Genomic DNA, 13,202 nt, shown 5'->3' with positions numbered 1-13,202 from the left:
GGCGCCATGAACTGGTCCGATGACGGAATAGTGCTTGGCGGGCGCCGCTTTGGAGAGGGCGGGCTGATCCTTGATGTGTTGACGCTGGAGCGGGGGAGGCGGTCCGGCTTGGTCTATGGCGGCGCCTCGCGCCGCCGCCGGGCCCAGTTCGAGGCAGGCAACACCCTTGCGCTCAGCTGGAGCGGGCGCCTGGACGACCAGCTTGGCCGGTTCGATGTTGCCGAAGCGCAGAAGGAACGCGCCTCGCGCCTGCTGGATGATCCGGCGGCCCTTGCCGCGCTTGCCTCTATCACGGCGCTCCTTCGGGCGGGTCTCAATGAGGGCGACGCGGCAGGCTCCAGTCTTTTCGAGGCCACAACGCTGCTGCTCGACGAGCTCTCCAATCCGGATGTCTGGCCCGCGCTCTATGTGCGTTGGGAGCTTGGCCTCCTCTCCGCCCTCGGCTTCGGGCTCGATCTCGACGAATGCGCCATCAGCGGCGCCAATGACGGGCTGACCCATGTGTCGCCGCGCACGGGCCGTGCGGTGCGCGGCTCTGAGGCGGAAGGCTATGTAGACCGTCTGTTCCGGCTGCCCACATTTCTGATCGATGCGCGTGCGCAACTCATGCCGGGCGACATCGAGGAAGGTTTGCGCCTCACCGGCTATTTCATTGAAGGGCGCCTTTTTGCGTCCGTGCATCGCGGCTTGCCGCCGGAACGCGAGCGCCTGCTGAAACGTCTCGCTGCGCTCGGCTGAGACTGGTTTATTCAGTAGCCATTCAGGCAGCGCGCGGATAAGTCGGCGCGGGGAGTTGATACACATCAACGAAGAAGGCTGATGCCATGAAAACTATCCTGATCGCCGCCAGCGCTGCGCTGACCCTTTCGCTTGCCGGCTGCATCTCGGTGTCCGACAGCTCCACGAACCCGACCCGGGTTCAGGAAAACACCGACATTGCCGTGCGCGTCTGCGGCGGTGAAACCAATGTCGCGGAAGTGACCCGCGAGGGTTACCGCTGCAAAGTGAACTGATCCGGATTTCCGCCGGGTACATAAAGGCCGGGAAGCGAGGGCGCTTTCCGGCCTTTTTTGTTCCCGGCTCAGCGGCAGATGCCACCCGGCCCCATATCCATATGGAAATGGTCCGCATGGGCCGCGTTATACTCCGGGCCGAGCGTGACGGAGAACAGTTCGCACGCGCCTGAGTGTACGCGCTTCAGGAACCGGCCTTCCTTGCCACGCTTGCCCCAATGGGCCTTCACATCGATCACCCTGCCATCCTCCAGCCGGAAGCCGGACACGTCGATGGCATTGCCGAAAGCATGTTGGGAGAGGCGCCGGGTGCCGGCAATGTTGCGGCAGGAGAAGCTGCCATAGGTCTCGATACGGGCGACCGGGGAGCCGAAGATTTCCACAGCCGCCGGGCGCACCACATGCCGCTCCCACATGTAAACGGCGGCCGTCTCTGCGCAGGTCATCTGCAAGGTGGCCGAATAGGGCGTCAGGGTACGGTCCAGCGTCAGGGCGTCAAACAGGCCGCATTTCTTGCCATGGGGCGTATCTTCAAGCGGGGTATATTGGACGCTGGCAGTATCGAGCGCCGTAAAGCAGGCTTCCCGGTCTCCCTTGAGGCGTGAAAGCTGCGCGGTGGTGGCGATTCCGGGCCGCGCGGTCAGGTCGATGGGGGCGAAAGGGTTGTGCCGGGCCGGCAAGGCGCGCACCAGGACGACAATGATGGCCGCCAGCAGGAAGGCATATGTCAGAAGAATGCTGATTCCACGCATATCTGCAGCAGTAGCCTTTGAGGTTCCTTAACCAAACGCCGGTTTCTGTTAACCTGCGCTGTCTGTGAGTCGGGTCCACCCTGACGCGCAAACCTGCACCAGAATGTGGCAAGACCTGCAAACGAGGCCAGAATGTCCAAACGCACCGCCGAGCCCCCAGAGGACCGGATCATCAATGAGCCAATGAGCGAGGCGCTGTCCAAGCGTTATCTTGCCTATGCGCTCTCGACGATCACCTCCCGCGCGCTGCCGGATGTGCGCGACGGCTTGAAGCCGGTGCAGCGCCGCATCCTTTACGGCATGCGCGTCCTGCGGCTCGATCCCGAAGGCGGCTATCGCAAGTGCGCCAAGATTGTTGGCGATGTGATGGGTAACTTCCACCCGCATGGCGACAGCTCGATCTATGACACGCTGGTCCGCCTCGCGCAGGATTTCAACGTCCGCTACCCGCTCGTTGATGGCCAGGGCAACTTCGGCAACATCGATGGCGATAGCCCGGCTGCCTATCGTTACACTGAAGCGCGCATGACGCGCGGCGCCGAACTGCTGATGGAAGGGCTCGACGAGAACGCCGTCGATTTCCGCCCGAACTATGCGGAGAATGACGAAGAGCCGGTCGTGCTGCCGGCAGGCTTCCCGAACCTGTTGGCCAATGGCTCCACCGGCATTGCCGTCGGCATGGCGACCTCCATTCCGCCGCACAATGTGGCCGAGGTGATCGACGCGGCCCGCCATCTCATCGAAAAGCCCAAGGCGAGCACCGCCGAACTCATGGAGTTCGTGAAGGGGCCGGACTTCCCAACCGGTGGCATCATTGTCGAAGATGCCGCCTCGATGCTGGATACTTACGAAACCGGGCGCGGCGCTTTCCGCATTCGCGCGCGCTGGCATGTCGAAGATACGGGCCGGGGCACCTATCAGATCATCGTTACGGAAATTCCGTACCAGGTGCAAAAATCAAAACTTCTGGAAAAGCTCTCCGAGCTTCTGGAAGCCAAGAAGGTGCCGCTGCTGGAAGACGTGCGCGACGAGTCGGCTGAAGATGTCCGCCTCGTGCTCATCCCGCGCGCCAAGACGGTCGAGCCGGACGTTTTGATGGAGAGCCTGTTCAAGACCTGCGATCTTGAAACGCGCTTCTCCATGAACATGAACGTGCTGCACAAGGGCGCCCCGCAAGTGATGGGCTTGCGCGATGTGCTGCAGGCTTATCTGGACCATCGCCGCGAAGTCGTCATTCGCCGCGCAGAGTTCCGCCTCGACAAGATCGAGAAGCGCCTGCACATCCTCGAAGGCTTCCTGAAAGCCTATCTCAATATCGATGAAGTGATCCGGATCATCCGCACGGAGGACGAGCCCAAGCCTGTCCTGATGCAGCGCTTCAAGATCTCCGAAATCCAGGCTGAAGCGATCCTCAATCTCCGCCTGCGCGCCCTGCGCAAGCTGGAAGAGATGGAGATCCAGGGCGAGCATACCCGCCTGCAGGAAGAGCGTGACGAGCTGGTGAAGCTGCTCGGCTCTGAGCGGCGCCAGTGGACGAAAGTGTCCAAGGAACTGAAAGTCGCCCGCGACGAATTCGATCCGTCAACGGATCTTTGTCGTCGCCGTGCCACCTTCGGTGAGGCGCCGACGGTTGATCTTGCCGCGGCCCTCGAAGCGACCCGCCCGAAAGAGCCTGTCACGGTTGTCCTGTCGTCTCAGGGCTGGATTCGCGGGATGAAAGGCCACGGCCTTGATCCGGAGTCCATCAAGTTCAAGGAAGGCGATGGTCCGGGCTTCACCGAGGAGGTGATGAGCACAGACAAGCTGGTCTTCATGTCGTCGGACGGGCGCGCCTTCATGCTGGCGGCGGATAAGCTGCCCGGTGGGCGCGGACATGGTGAGCCTATCCGCCTCTCGATCGAGCTGGAAGACAATGTCGCCATCGTCGGCATGTTCAAGTTCGAGCCCGAGCGCAAGCGCGTCATGGCCTCCTCCACCGGTTACGGTTTTGTTGTTCCGGAGACGGAGCTTGAGTCAAACCGCAAGGCGGGCAAGCAGATCGTCAACACAGGCGGCGGCGTTCTGAATGTTTGCGTGCCAGTGCTGGGTGACATGATCGCGGTCGTCGGCACAAACCGGAAAATGCTGATCTTCCCGCTAAAGGATCTGCCCGAAATGCCGCGCGGCAAGGGTAACAAGCTGCAATCCTATAGCGGCGGCGCGGAGCTCGCTGACCTTATCACCTTCGACAAGCGCGATGGCCTCATCGTCATGACGGGCGGTCGCAACCGGGCCTTCGAAGAGTGGAAGGAATGGAAAGGCCAGCGCGCTCAGGCCGGCAAGGTCGTGCCCAAGGGCTTCCCGCGTGCGGGTACGTTCAGCGGCTAGCGACAGGATTACGGTAAACCGATTGATAACCGGCGGCGGAAAATTCGTAACGTCGCCGCCTGAGCTATGTTTACCGGTCCACCTTATAGTGCTGGCGGTGCAATGTTCGGGTGTGGATATATGTCTTTCCTTGTCCTCAAGAAGATATCCGCGTGGATAACGGCGACGCTGGCCGTCATCATTGTCGATTCCGGGGGTGCTTTGCCGGGCGGCGTGGCGCTCCTCACCTTCGTTCTTGTCTTCTTTGTGCTGTATAAATATCTACCGCCTGCTATCGAATGGATGCTTGGCTGGTTCGGGCGGAATGTGCTCGGCCTCACCGATGAAGACTTCTGCGGCGTGAAGGCTACAACGGGTCACATGTCATCCATGTGGTCCTACGAAAACTCGCCGAAAGGCAAACGCGACGCGAGGCGGAGAGCGGAAGAGGAAAAAGCTCAACAGGCTGGTGATGAGGCCTGAGAGGTTTTTTGCTGAGCTGACTTGTCCGAAACTGTCCAGCGAAGTGCGCCCTCCAGCCGAGTGAGGCGCAAAACGCCCTAAAGCCGCCCGATTACAGCCGTCATCAGGGGCCCGATGTCCGTATTCAATACGAGGTCCGCATACGGATCGAGATCTGTTTCCTCCCGGTTCACGATGGCGAGTTTCGATCCGGCTTTCTTGGCGACAACGGGCAGGCCCGCTGCGGGGTAAACCTGAAGCGATGAACCAAGCACGAGGAACAGGTCTGCCAGGATAGATTCCTCTGTCGCCCGTTCCATCTCCGCTTCCGGCATCGGCTGGCCGAAGGAGATCACGGCGGTTTTCACCAGGCCGGTGCAGAAGATGCAGGTGATGTCGTCGCCGGACTCCCAGCGATAGCGCAGGTCTTCCAGCTCATAGCGCTTTCCGCATTGCAGGCAGCGGGCATAGCTGGCGTTGCCGTGCACTTCGATCACTCTGGCGTCCGGCACGCCGGAATCCTGATGCAGGTTATCGACATTCTGCGTGATGACGCTGGTTACCTTGCCGGCATCCACGAGCTTCGCCACCGCAAAATGCCCGGCATTGGGCGCCGCGCCGGTCCAGCCGGCGGTGCGGTTAAACACGCGGTCCCAGGCTTCGCGGCGCGCCTCGCGTGAGGCAACGAAGTCCTGATACATGATGGGCTTCATCTTGCTCCACACGCCGCCGGGCGAGCGGAAATCGGGAATGCCGCTTTCGGTCGAAATCCCCGCGCCGGTGAACACGACAACGCGCTCCGCTTCGCGGATCAGAAAGGCCAGGTCGTCTGCATCAGTCTCAGTCATGCGCCTGAAGCTACACAGTTTTTGCGCTGGCTTCTAGCGGAACATGCCTTCGCGCAGATTGATGCCGTGTTCGATCCACGCCTTCATGCAGCAGAGCATGTGCATCCATCCACCCTTGTTGCCGAGCGCTGATTTCAGCCCCTCAGGCGTCTGCCGCCAGCCTTCTTCGGCGATTGTCACCAGCGTGCGCCCATCGCCGAGTTGTTCAAACCGCATCGTCACCTGCGTCCGGTAGGTGCCGGTCACGCCGCCCGGCTCGGCGGCGGTGTCTCCAGCGTCCCATTGCAGGATGATACGTTTGTTTTTTTCCACTTCGACGACGTGAACAGGGAACGCGCCGGGAAAGTCCGCAAAGTCCCAGGTGACGGTCGCGCCGGTCTCAAGCCGGCCCTTGGCGCCGCCGGTCGTGAAATAGCCCGACAACATGTCCGGGTTCACCACCGCCTCGAACACGTCGTCCACCGGGCGGGCAATGCGGCCGCTCACTTCGAATTTCAGGTCCATGGCTTTTCTCCGGGGCTTGATCTTGAGGCAATTATGTTATAAAAATATAACATGTCAATCGCAGTCACCGAAACCGCAGACGATCTCGTCTTCAAAGCGCTCGCCGCGCCCGTCAGGCGCGCAATTCTTGATGCTCTGAAGGACAATCCCCAGACGACGAGCGAGCTGTGCGCCCGCTTTCCGGAGATCGACCGCTGCACGGTGATGCAGCATCTCAAAGTGCTCGAAACAGCCGATCTGGTGATCCCGCACAAGGTCGGCCGCGTCCGCTGGAACCATCTCAATGCCTTGCCAATTCAGGGCATTCACGACCGCTGGATCGGCCCGCATGCTGCGGCGGCCGTCAATGTGCTTTCAAGGCTGCGGCAAGATCTGGAGGGTCGTTAGCCGCCGCCCTCGACGGACTTTCCGAGGAACACGATAGCCAGCGCGAGTGCGCTGAGCGCAAGGTAGAAAACACCCCGCATTCTGTCGCGCGGATATGCCAGGGCGGTCCGCGCAGCGATGGCGCATTGCAGGCAGTAATACAGCGCGAAGGCCCGTGATGCGAAGGTGATGATCTCGAAGATGTCGACGAACCAGGTGAGGCCAAGCCCGATCAGGATCAGCATCACATAGGCGGCCCTGGCTGGAAGCCGCCCGCGTGTCAGCTCCTCGGCGAGGCCGCCCGCGCCGCTCGTGTCCGCCACGGCGGCGCTGAACTGCGCGGCCAGCGCCGCAACCACCAGCATGACCGGCAGGATAATGGAGATGTCGACCGTCAGCTCCACGATTGCGGTTTCCGACAAGGCGTGCCCGCTGACATCCAGAGTGAATGTCAGCAGAAGGACGTAGAGCAGATAGATGCCCGTCGAGATCCATTGGGCATATTGCATTGTCCGGCGTCGCATCGCTGCGGAATATTCTTCTCCCAGATAGCGGGAAGTCTCAAACCCCTGCACAGTGACGATCAGCCCGAATGCCATCGCGACGGCGGGCCAGCCAGACTGGGTGGGCGCATCGAAGATCAGCGCGTCTTGCGCGGCCTGCTTTCCGAAGAAAAGGCTTAGTCCAGCGAGCAGCCCCACGATGATCGCGAGCTTCACGCTCACGGTGATCTGTTCCATCCGCTCCATGGCGGCAAAGCCCTTCATCCAGCCCATCACGAGAATGAAGATCAGGGCCGCGCTCGTTGCGAGCTTCGCGTTAGCCGCCGAATTCAGCGGCGTCATCTTTACAAGGAAGGCGCCAAACAGGTTCAGATAATAGGCAACAGAAACGCAGTATGCGAAGGCCAGCGCCCAGGACGCGGCGGTCTCCAGACGCTTTTCGGTGGCCGGGCGCGCCGGTGTTTCGTCAAGGGCGCTTATGTTGAAGCGGATGGCCGATCCGAATGCGTATGCCGCTGCGCACAGCGCCACCATCACCAGCGGCGCGAACTTCCCATAATTTTCACTGAGGATCGGGCCCAATACCAGGAAGCCACTCCCGATGATCGAGGCAAGCGGCGTCACCGTCGCGCGCCAGGACGGGGAATTCCGGACACGCGGCAGAAGCAGCCCACCGGCGGCGAGCAGGCTGGCGATCAGGATCAGCGCTGCCGTCAAAACAGGTCAGGTCTCCCTGTGATGGGCGTCAAACTACCGTTCCGAAGGCGGCGCCGATCAGGCCGGTCACGATCATCGCGGCTGCGCCCCAGAACACGACACGCACCACGGCGCGGACACATCCGGCGCCGCCTGCCTTTGCCGAAAGCCAGCCGAGAACGGCAAGGCTGAGCAGTGAGACGACGGCGACCACAGTCGTCACCAGATTGGCCGGGGCAAGCGCCGCGGCGATCAACGGCAGGATCGCTCCGGCGGAGAAGCTGGCCGCGGAGCTCCAGGCCGCCTGGATGGGGTTGGCGCTGGCCACTTCCGTCAGTCCGATCTCATCGCGCGCATGGGCGCTGAGGGCGTCGTGCCGGCTCAATTGTTCTGCAACAGCCCGTGCCGTGACGGGCTCAACACCGCGATCGATATAGATCTGCGTCAGTTCTTCCAGTTCTTCTTCCGGGTAGGCCTGAAGCGCTGCCCGTTCGATTTCCAGGTCTGCCTTTTCGGTGTCCGCTTGCGAGCTGACCGAGACAAACTCTCCGGCAGCCATGGACATCGCGCCCGCGACCAGTCCGGCCATCCCGGCCACCAGGATGCCCGATGCCGAAGTTTCGGCGGAGGCGACACCAATCATGAGGCTGGCGGTCGAAACGATCCCGTCATTGGCCCCCAGTACGGAGGCGCGCAGCCAGCCAGTGCGTTGGCTGTAATGGTGTTCTTTGGGCAAATAGGCGTCAGGCATCGGGCAATTCCACCGGAACAGGGGCTACAGGAAACAATAAACCAGTGCAAAATCGGGCTGTTAAGGTCAAGTTGACCCGCTCTTGCGCAGGTTGGCGCACACCGTTACGCCTTTCCGGGCTGACATTCGCAATAAGGGGACACCCGAATGAACGTATTTCTTATCTTGCTGGCGATCGTTGTGGCCGTCATCGGCGCAATCATCCTCATCTACAACGGCCTCGTGATGAAGCGGCAACGCGTCAATCAGGCCTTCGCCGATGTTGATGTGCAGCTGAAACAACGCCAGAATCTGATTCCGAACCTCGTCGAAACCGTCAAAGGCTACGCGTCCCATGAGCAGGAGACGCTGCAGCAGGTGATCGCCGCGCGCAACGCCGCGCAGGCCGCCTCCACCGCTGGCGACATGGCCCGCGCCGAAGGCGTGCTTACACAGGCGCTCGGCAAGCTCTTCGCGCTGGCCGAGTCCTATCCGGACCTCAAGGCCAACACCAACTTCCTGCAACTCCAGCAGCAGCTCTCCTCCATCGAGGACAAGCTTGCCGCTGCCCGCCGGTTCTACAACTCGGCCGTTCAGGATTACAACACAGCGCGCGAACAGTTCCCCGGCTCCATCATTGCCGGCAGCTTCAACTTCGAGTCCCGTGAGTTTTTCGATGTCGGTGCCGAAGGCCGCGCCGCGATGGACGAGCCGCCAAAGGTTTCGTTCTGATCTATCCCGGCGCGCATCAGCGGGCCGAATAGCATCCATATCCAATTGCGACGGCGGGCCTTTGTGCCCGCCGTTTGCATATCTGCCCGAAGGTGGGGCAGGCGCGATGATTGCAAAACTTAAATGTTAGCGGCCATGGACACTGCTGGCCGCCTGAGCTTCAGAATGCGGAAGGTTCGGAAAACTGGGTTGAGGCCACATCATGCGTTATCTGATATTGGCGGCAACAGCGCTGCTCACGGCCTGCTCTCCGGCAAGCAAGGTTGAGGAAGGGGAAACGCTGAAAGCGGAGATCACCTCTCCGGTGGATTCTGCTGCTCAGCAGTCAACCACGGCGCGCCCGGCGATTGACCCTTCCGCGCTCGATCTTTCGCGGATCGCGCTCGCGATGCGGATCCCGGCAGCTTTCCAGGCGACCGGCGAAGGCGCATATCTTCAGATCAACGTCATCAACCAGCGCCTCGGTGTAGATGTCTCGGAAGAGTTCCCGCTCATCCAGACGAGCGAGGTATCCAGCCCTTTTTTGGAAGCCGAAGCCAGGGAGGGGTTCAGGATATGGACATATGGGACGCGCACGGAAGACGCGCCCCTATTGATGGCGATCAGCGAAGAGCTTGCCCGCTTGAAGAGCGTGGCACCGGGCGAGAATGAGCTGAGCTTTGGCGCGGCGGCGCCCGGCTGCTGGAACGAGGCCGAGCAAACGCCGGCCAGCCTGAAGCGCACGCTCTACATTCGCGTCAATCCGGAGGCGGACTTTCAGCTCTTCGTGCCCGAGCAGGAAATCGGCCAGGGCGAGATGCCGGGAATGGAAAGTTTCTGGGCGTCCTGCGCCGCTCAGTAGCCAAGCCGCAGCGGTTGCGCGCGGAACCATGGCGTAATGCGCCCGATGGCTTCCTCGATTTCCGGCGTCGATAGCGCAAAGGAAAAGCGCACGAAACGGTTGCCGTCTACGGGATCGAAATCAACGCCGGGCGCCGTCGCCACGCCCGTTTCTTCCAGCAGCTTCATGCAGAAGCTTAAGCTGTCATCGGTGAAGCGGGATACATCAGCATAGATGTAGAAGGCCCCGTCTGGCGGCGCGATTTTCTCAAGGCCTAGCCCCGGCAGCGCGTTCAGCAACAGCTCGCGGTTGCGCCGGTAAACTTCTACATGCCCTTCCAGTTCGGCGCGGCTGTCCATCGCCACCAGTCCGGCGTGCTGGGCAAGCGACGGCGCAGTGAGGAACAGGTTGCCGATATAGGCGCCGGTGCGCGCCACGCCTTCTTCAGGCGAAACCAGCCAGCCAAGACGCCAGCCTGCCATCGAGAAGTATTTCGAGAAGCTGTTGACGACATAGGCGTCCGGCGCAAATTCGAGCATCGAATGGATCTTCGGGCCATAGCTGAGGCCGTGATAGATCTCGTCGGAAATGATCCGTATGCCCCTGCGTTTGCAGACTTCCGCAATCGCCGCCAGTTCTTCCTTGGGAATGATCGTGCCGGTCGGGTTTGCCGGGCTGGCGATGATCACGCCATTGGGGGCAGGCTCAAGGGCCTCCAGCGCTGCGGCGGATAGCTGGAAGCGCACATCGGCGCCGCAGGCAATCTCCACCGGCTCCATATTCAGTGCCCGCACCGTATTGCGGTAGGCCACATAGCCTGGCCGCGCCATGGCGATCCGGGCTCCGGGGCTGAACGCCGTCGCCAGCGCCAGCACCAGCGCCGGCGAAGCGCCACAGGTGATCACCAGCCGGCGGGGGCTCAGCTCCACGCCAAAGCCTTCGCGGTAATGCCGGCAGATGCGCTCCTTCAGCGGCAGGCTTTCCCAATAGCCCATCGCTTCTGCGTCGAGCACCTCATGCGCCCGCGCAATCGCGCCACCCGGCGCGCCGGTCGAAGGTTGGCCAAACTCCATATGCAGAATGCGCTGGCCCGCTGCCTTTAGCTCATGCGCGCGGCGGCTGAGAGAGATCGCCTGAAACGGCGCAATGTCCTGTCCCATGGGGAATGCCTGTCTGAAATTACTTCGCCGCCAGCGATGGCAACCAGGTGGCCAGTGCCGGCATCGCCGCAACCATTGCCAGCAGAATCAGCTGCAGTCCAATGAACGGCACAGCCCCCTGCCAGATCTGCATTGTGGAGACTTCCGGAGGCGCTGCGCCGCGTAGGTAGAACAGGGCAAATCCGAAAGGCGGCGTCAGGAAGCTCGTCTGAAGGTTCACCGCCATCAGGATGCCCAGCCAAACAGGATCAAAGCCCAGCACGATCAGGGGTGGCGCCACCAGTGGCACGACGACGAATACGATCTCTATAAAGTCGAGGAAGAAGCCGAGCACGAACATCACGAGCATGGCGGCGACCAGCGCGCCCCATTTGCCGCCGGGCACATTGTGCAGCACGTTATGCACCAGGTCGTCGCCGTCAAAGCCACGGAACACGAGGCTGAACAACGATGCGCCGATCAGGATCAGGAACACCATCGAGGTGATGTGTGCCGCGCTCGTCAGGGCAGGTTTCAGCTGACCGATCTTGCGCAGCACGAGCAGGCCGGAAACCAGCGCCGCAAAAAAAGCGACCGCGCTCAGCGCCGTGATCGCCATGCCGATCATGTCGGCGCCGCTATGGCCAGTGGAGACAGCCCGCAGGTCGAGCACGTTGCGTAGCGCAATGATGAGGATCAGCCCGGCAAGGCCCACCAGCATCACCGGCATCAGCCGGCTGCCTGCTTCGCGTGCCAGCCGCATCCCGGCCAGCAGGATGGCGCCGCCCGCGCCGATAGCGGCCGCTTCCGTCGGCGGCGCAATTCCGCCGAGGATCGACCCCAGCACGGCCACGATAAGACCCAGCGGCGCGCCAAGGCCCAGCGCGATCTCGCGGAAGGTCAGCGGCGCGGTATCATCATCCACTTTCGCCGGCGGGCAGGTTTCCGGCTTGAAGATCGCCAGTGCGGCGATCCACAGCATGTAGAGCGCCACGAGGATCAGGCCGGGTATCAGCGCGCCCGCAAACAGGTCGCCCACGGACACAACGGCAGAGCCGCCGCCCGTGCGCAGCGCCGCCTGGCTCGCCGCATTGGAAATCGCGTCCGCCAGAAGGATCAGCACGATGGAGGGTGGAATAATCTGGCCCAGCGTGCCGGAGGCGGCAATCGTGCCGGTGGCAAGGCGCGGATCATATCCCTGCCGCAGCATGGAGGGCAGGGCGATCAGCGTCATGGTGATCACGGTTGCCCCGACAATACCGGTCGAAGCCGCCAGCAGCGTGCCCACCAGCACCACCGCAAAGCCAAGCCCCCCGCGCACCCGGCTCATCAGGCGGCTGGCAATGCCCAGCAGGTCTTCTGCCACACGCGAGCGTTCAAGGATCACGCCCATGATGACGAACAAAGGCACCGCCAGCAGCGTCTGGCTCTGCATGATCGCGCCGCCTTCTATGCGGCTGGGGAAGGCTTTCAGGAATGTGTCGGGGAAGACGCCGGTGGCAATGCCGATCAGCGCAAAGATCAGGGCCACGCCGCCCAGCGTCAGCGCGACGGGATAGCCTGCCAGTAGCGCGCCGATGGCCACCACGAACATGGAGATTGCCAGGATCGCCTCAAGCTCCATGGCCGCCTCCTTCTGCTGCCAGCTGCTCGGGCGTTTCCGGTGGCAGGGCGCCCGTCAGGCGCAGCGCCGCCTTGATGGCTTCAGAAAGCCCCTGCGCCATCAGCAGCACGGCAAATACCGGCACCAGCGTCTTGAACAGGAAGAAGATGGGCAGGCCGTCGGACTCGCGCGAGCCTTCCAGCAGTGTCCAGGCACGCGTCAGACCCGCTTCGCTGGTCATCAGGATGCGCACGCAGATCGGGAACAGGAACAGGTAGATGCCTGCCAGCTCGACCCAGTCGCGGCCCGTCTCGCCAAATCGCGGGCGCAGGATGTCAACGCGCACATGCGCCCCGTCGCGCAGGGCTGCTGCGGTCCCCAGCATGAACATCGCGGCGAAGGCATAGGTCGTGATTTCATTCAGCCAGCTGAAGGAAAGCGCAAATGTGTAGCGCAGGATCACCACCGCCAGCATGGCAAACACCAGCACCAGCGAACTGATCACAGCCCCGCCCAGTGCAAAGCCGCTCACCCGGTCGATCAGCTGGCTGAGCTTCAGCGCAAACCCGTCGATCAGTTTTGGAACGCTGAGTGCGATCAACGGCACAAGGAACAGCGGCAGGCTGGCAATGCCCAGCCATTTCAGCCCCGTTCCGATATAAAGGAAGATGCTCGTGTCCATGGCCCG

General features: G+C 62.1%; 15 protein-coding genes. 7 read left to right on the top strand and 8 right to left on the bottom strand.

Going from position 1 to position 13,202, the window contains the following annotated elements:
• Positions 1-6 precede the first annotated feature (6 nt).
• Both recO and K1X12_RS15955 read left to right on the top strand, forming a co-directional pair.
• Positions 7-738 carry a DNA repair protein RecO gene (gene recO, locus K1X12_RS15960; RefSeq protein ID WP_220988595.1) on the top strand — a complete coding sequence of 244 codons (732 nt, stop codon included), beginning with the start codon at positions 7-9 and terminating at the stop codon, positions 736-738.
• 86 nt (positions 739-824) lie between these two features.
• Positions 825-1,013, top strand: a complete 189-nt coding sequence (locus K1X12_RS15955) for a hypothetical protein (protein WP_220988594.1) — start codon at positions 825-827, stop codon at positions 1,011-1,013.
• 68 nt (positions 1,014-1,081) lie between these two features.
• Here the strand turns inward: K1X12_RS15955 and K1X12_RS15950 are convergent, their stop codons facing one another.
• Entirely contained in the window at positions 1,082-1,765 is a 684-nt protein-coding gene (locus K1X12_RS15950) for an extensin-like domain-containing protein (protein WP_220988593.1), read from the bottom strand.
• Positions 1,766-1,897: 132 nt separating this feature from the next.
• On the opposite strand from K1X12_RS15950, the gene parC reads away from it, so the two are divergent.
• Both parC and K1X12_RS15940 read left to right on the top strand, forming a co-directional pair.
• Entirely contained in the window at positions 1,898-4,132 is a 2,235-nt protein-coding gene (parC, locus tag K1X12_RS15945) for a DNA topoisomerase IV subunit A (RefSeq protein WP_220988592.1), read from the top strand.
• Between the two features lie 120 nt (positions 4,133-4,252).
• On the top strand, positions 4,253-4,594 hold the full coding sequence (locus K1X12_RS15940; RefSeq protein WP_220988591.1) for a hypothetical protein: 342 nt from the start codon (positions 4,253-4,255) through the stop codon (positions 4,592-4,594).
• Positions 4,595-4,671: 77 nt separating this feature from the next.
• Here the strand turns inward: K1X12_RS15940 and K1X12_RS15935 are convergent, their stop codons facing one another.
• Positions 4,672-5,421, bottom strand: a complete 750-nt coding sequence (locus tag K1X12_RS15935) for an SIR2 family NAD-dependent protein deacylase (protein WP_220988590.1) — start codon at positions 5,419-5,421, stop codon at positions 4,672-4,674.
• A gap of 33 nt (positions 5,422-5,454) precedes the next feature.
• The gene (locus tag K1X12_RS15930; RefSeq protein ID WP_220988589.1) at positions 5,455-5,925 is read right to left on the bottom strand and encodes an SRPBCC family protein; all 471 of its coding nucleotides are present in this window, start codon (positions 5,923-5,925) and stop codon (positions 5,455-5,457) included.
• Between the two features lie 51 nt (positions 5,926-5,976).
• On the opposite strand from K1X12_RS15930, the gene K1X12_RS15925 reads away from it, so the two are divergent.
• On the top strand, positions 5,977-6,312 hold the full coding sequence (locus K1X12_RS15925) for an ArsR/SmtB family transcription factor (RefSeq protein ID WP_220988588.1): 336 nt from the start codon (positions 5,977-5,979) through the stop codon (positions 6,310-6,312).
• Here K1X12_RS15925 and K1X12_RS15920 read toward each other — a convergent pair.
• Together K1X12_RS15920 and K1X12_RS15915 are read right to left on the bottom strand one after the other, a co-directional pair.
• On the bottom strand, positions 6,309-7,511 hold the full coding sequence (locus K1X12_RS15920) for an Aq_097 family APC-type transporter (protein ID WP_220988587.1): 1,203 nt from the start codon (positions 7,509-7,511) through the stop codon (positions 6,309-6,311). The genes K1X12_RS15925 and K1X12_RS15920 overlap by 4 nt on opposite strands.
• 28 nt (positions 7,512-7,539) lie before the next feature.
• On the bottom strand, positions 7,540-8,241 hold the full coding sequence (locus K1X12_RS15915) for a VIT1/CCC1 transporter family protein (protein ID WP_220988586.1): 702 nt from the start codon (positions 8,239-8,241) through the stop codon (positions 7,540-7,542).
• 147 nt (positions 8,242-8,388) lie between these two features.
• Between K1X12_RS15915 and K1X12_RS15910 the strand changes: the two genes are divergently transcribed.
• The gene (locus K1X12_RS15910; RefSeq protein ID WP_220988585.1) at positions 8,389-8,952 is read left to right on the top strand and encodes a LemA family protein; all 564 of its coding nucleotides are present in this window, start codon (positions 8,389-8,391) and stop codon (positions 8,950-8,952) included.
• A gap of 202 nt (positions 8,953-9,154) precedes the next feature.
• Entirely contained in the window at positions 9,155-9,793 is a 639-nt protein-coding gene (locus K1X12_RS15905) for a hypothetical protein (RefSeq protein ID WP_220988584.1), read from the top strand.
• Here K1X12_RS15905 and K1X12_RS15900 read toward each other — a convergent pair.
• The 3 genes from K1X12_RS15900 to K1X12_RS15890 are packed head-to-tail and all read right to left on the bottom strand — an operon-like array spanning position 9,787 to position 13,196.
• Positions 9,787-10,932 (bottom strand): pyridoxal phosphate-dependent aminotransferase, encoded by a 1,146-nt coding sequence (locus tag K1X12_RS15900; RefSeq protein ID WP_220988583.1) that lies wholly within the window; start codon positions 10,930-10,932, stop codon positions 9,787-9,789. The two genes, K1X12_RS15905 and K1X12_RS15900, sit on opposite strands and share 7 nt — an antisense overlap.
• 19 nt (positions 10,933-10,951) lie before the next feature.
• Positions 10,952-12,535: a TRAP transporter large permease gene (locus K1X12_RS15895; RefSeq protein WP_220988582.1), complete on the bottom strand. Its 1,584-nt coding sequence runs from the start codon at positions 12,533-12,535 to the stop codon at positions 10,952-10,954.
• A complete protein-coding gene (locus tag K1X12_RS15890) occupies positions 12,525-13,196 on the bottom strand; it encodes a TRAP transporter small permease subunit (protein ID WP_220988581.1) in 672 nt (223 codons plus the stop codon). Before K1X12_RS15890 ends, K1X12_RS15895 begins: the two co-directional genes overlap by 11 nt.
• Between the last annotated feature and the right edge of the window lie 6 nt (positions 13,197-13,202).

It is taken from the genome of Hyphomonas sediminis, from assembly GCF_019679475.1.
In the GTDB taxonomy this organism is placed as follows: Bacteria; Pseudomonadota; Alphaproteobacteria; order Caulobacterales; family Hyphomonadaceae; genus Hyphomonas; species Hyphomonas sediminis.
This window is presented reverse-complemented; position numbering and strand designations above follow the sequence as displayed.

Coding starts and splice junctions, on each gene's coding strand:
- K1X12_RS15950 (WP_220988593.1), bottom strand. CDS start 1,765: ATGCGTGGAATCAGCATTCTTCTGACATATGCCTTCCTGCTGGCGGCC.
- K1X12_RS15910 (WP_220988585.1), top strand. CDS start 8,389: ATGAACGTATTTCTTATCTTGCTGGCGATCGTTGTGGCCGTCATCGGC.
- K1X12_RS15930 (WP_220988589.1), bottom strand. CDS start 5,925: ATGGACCTGAAATTCGAAGTGAGCGGCCGCATTGCCCGCCCGGTGGAC.
- K1X12_RS15905 (WP_220988584.1), top strand. CDS start 9,155: ATGCGTTATCTGATATTGGCGGCAACAGCGCTGCTCACGGCCTGCTCT.
- parC (WP_220988592.1), top strand. CDS start 1,898: ATGTCCAAACGCACCGCCGAGCCCCCAGAGGACCGGATCATCAATGAG.
- K1X12_RS15935 (WP_220988590.1), bottom strand. CDS start 5,421: ATGACTGAGACTGATGCAGACGACCTGGCCTTTCTGATCCGCGAAGCG.
- K1X12_RS15955 (WP_220988594.1), top strand. CDS start 825: ATGAAAACTATCCTGATCGCCGCCAGCGCTGCGCTGACCCTTTCGCTT.
- K1X12_RS15940 (WP_220988591.1), top strand. CDS start 4,253: ATGTCTTTCCTTGTCCTCAAGAAGATATCCGCGTGGATAACGGCGACG.
- K1X12_RS15925 (WP_220988588.1), top strand. CDS start 5,977: ATGTCAATCGCAGTCACCGAAACCGCAGACGATCTCGTCTTCAAAGCG.
- K1X12_RS15890 (WP_220988581.1), bottom strand. CDS start 13,196: ATGGACACGAGCATCTTCCTTTATATCGGAACGGGGCTGAAATGGCTG.
- K1X12_RS15895 (WP_220988582.1), bottom strand. CDS start 12,535: ATGGAGCTTGAGGCGATCCTGGCAATCTCCATGTTCGTGGTGGCCATC.
- recO (WP_220988595.1), top strand. CDS start 7: ATGAACTGGTCCGATGACGGAATAGTGCTTGGCGGGCGCCGCTTTGGA.
- K1X12_RS15915 (WP_220988586.1), bottom strand. CDS start 8,241: ATGCCTGACGCCTATTTGCCCAAAGAACACCATTACAGCCAACGCACT.
- K1X12_RS15900 (WP_220988583.1), bottom strand. CDS start 10,932: ATGGGACAGGACATTGCGCCGTTTCAGGCGATCTCTCTCAGCCGCCGC.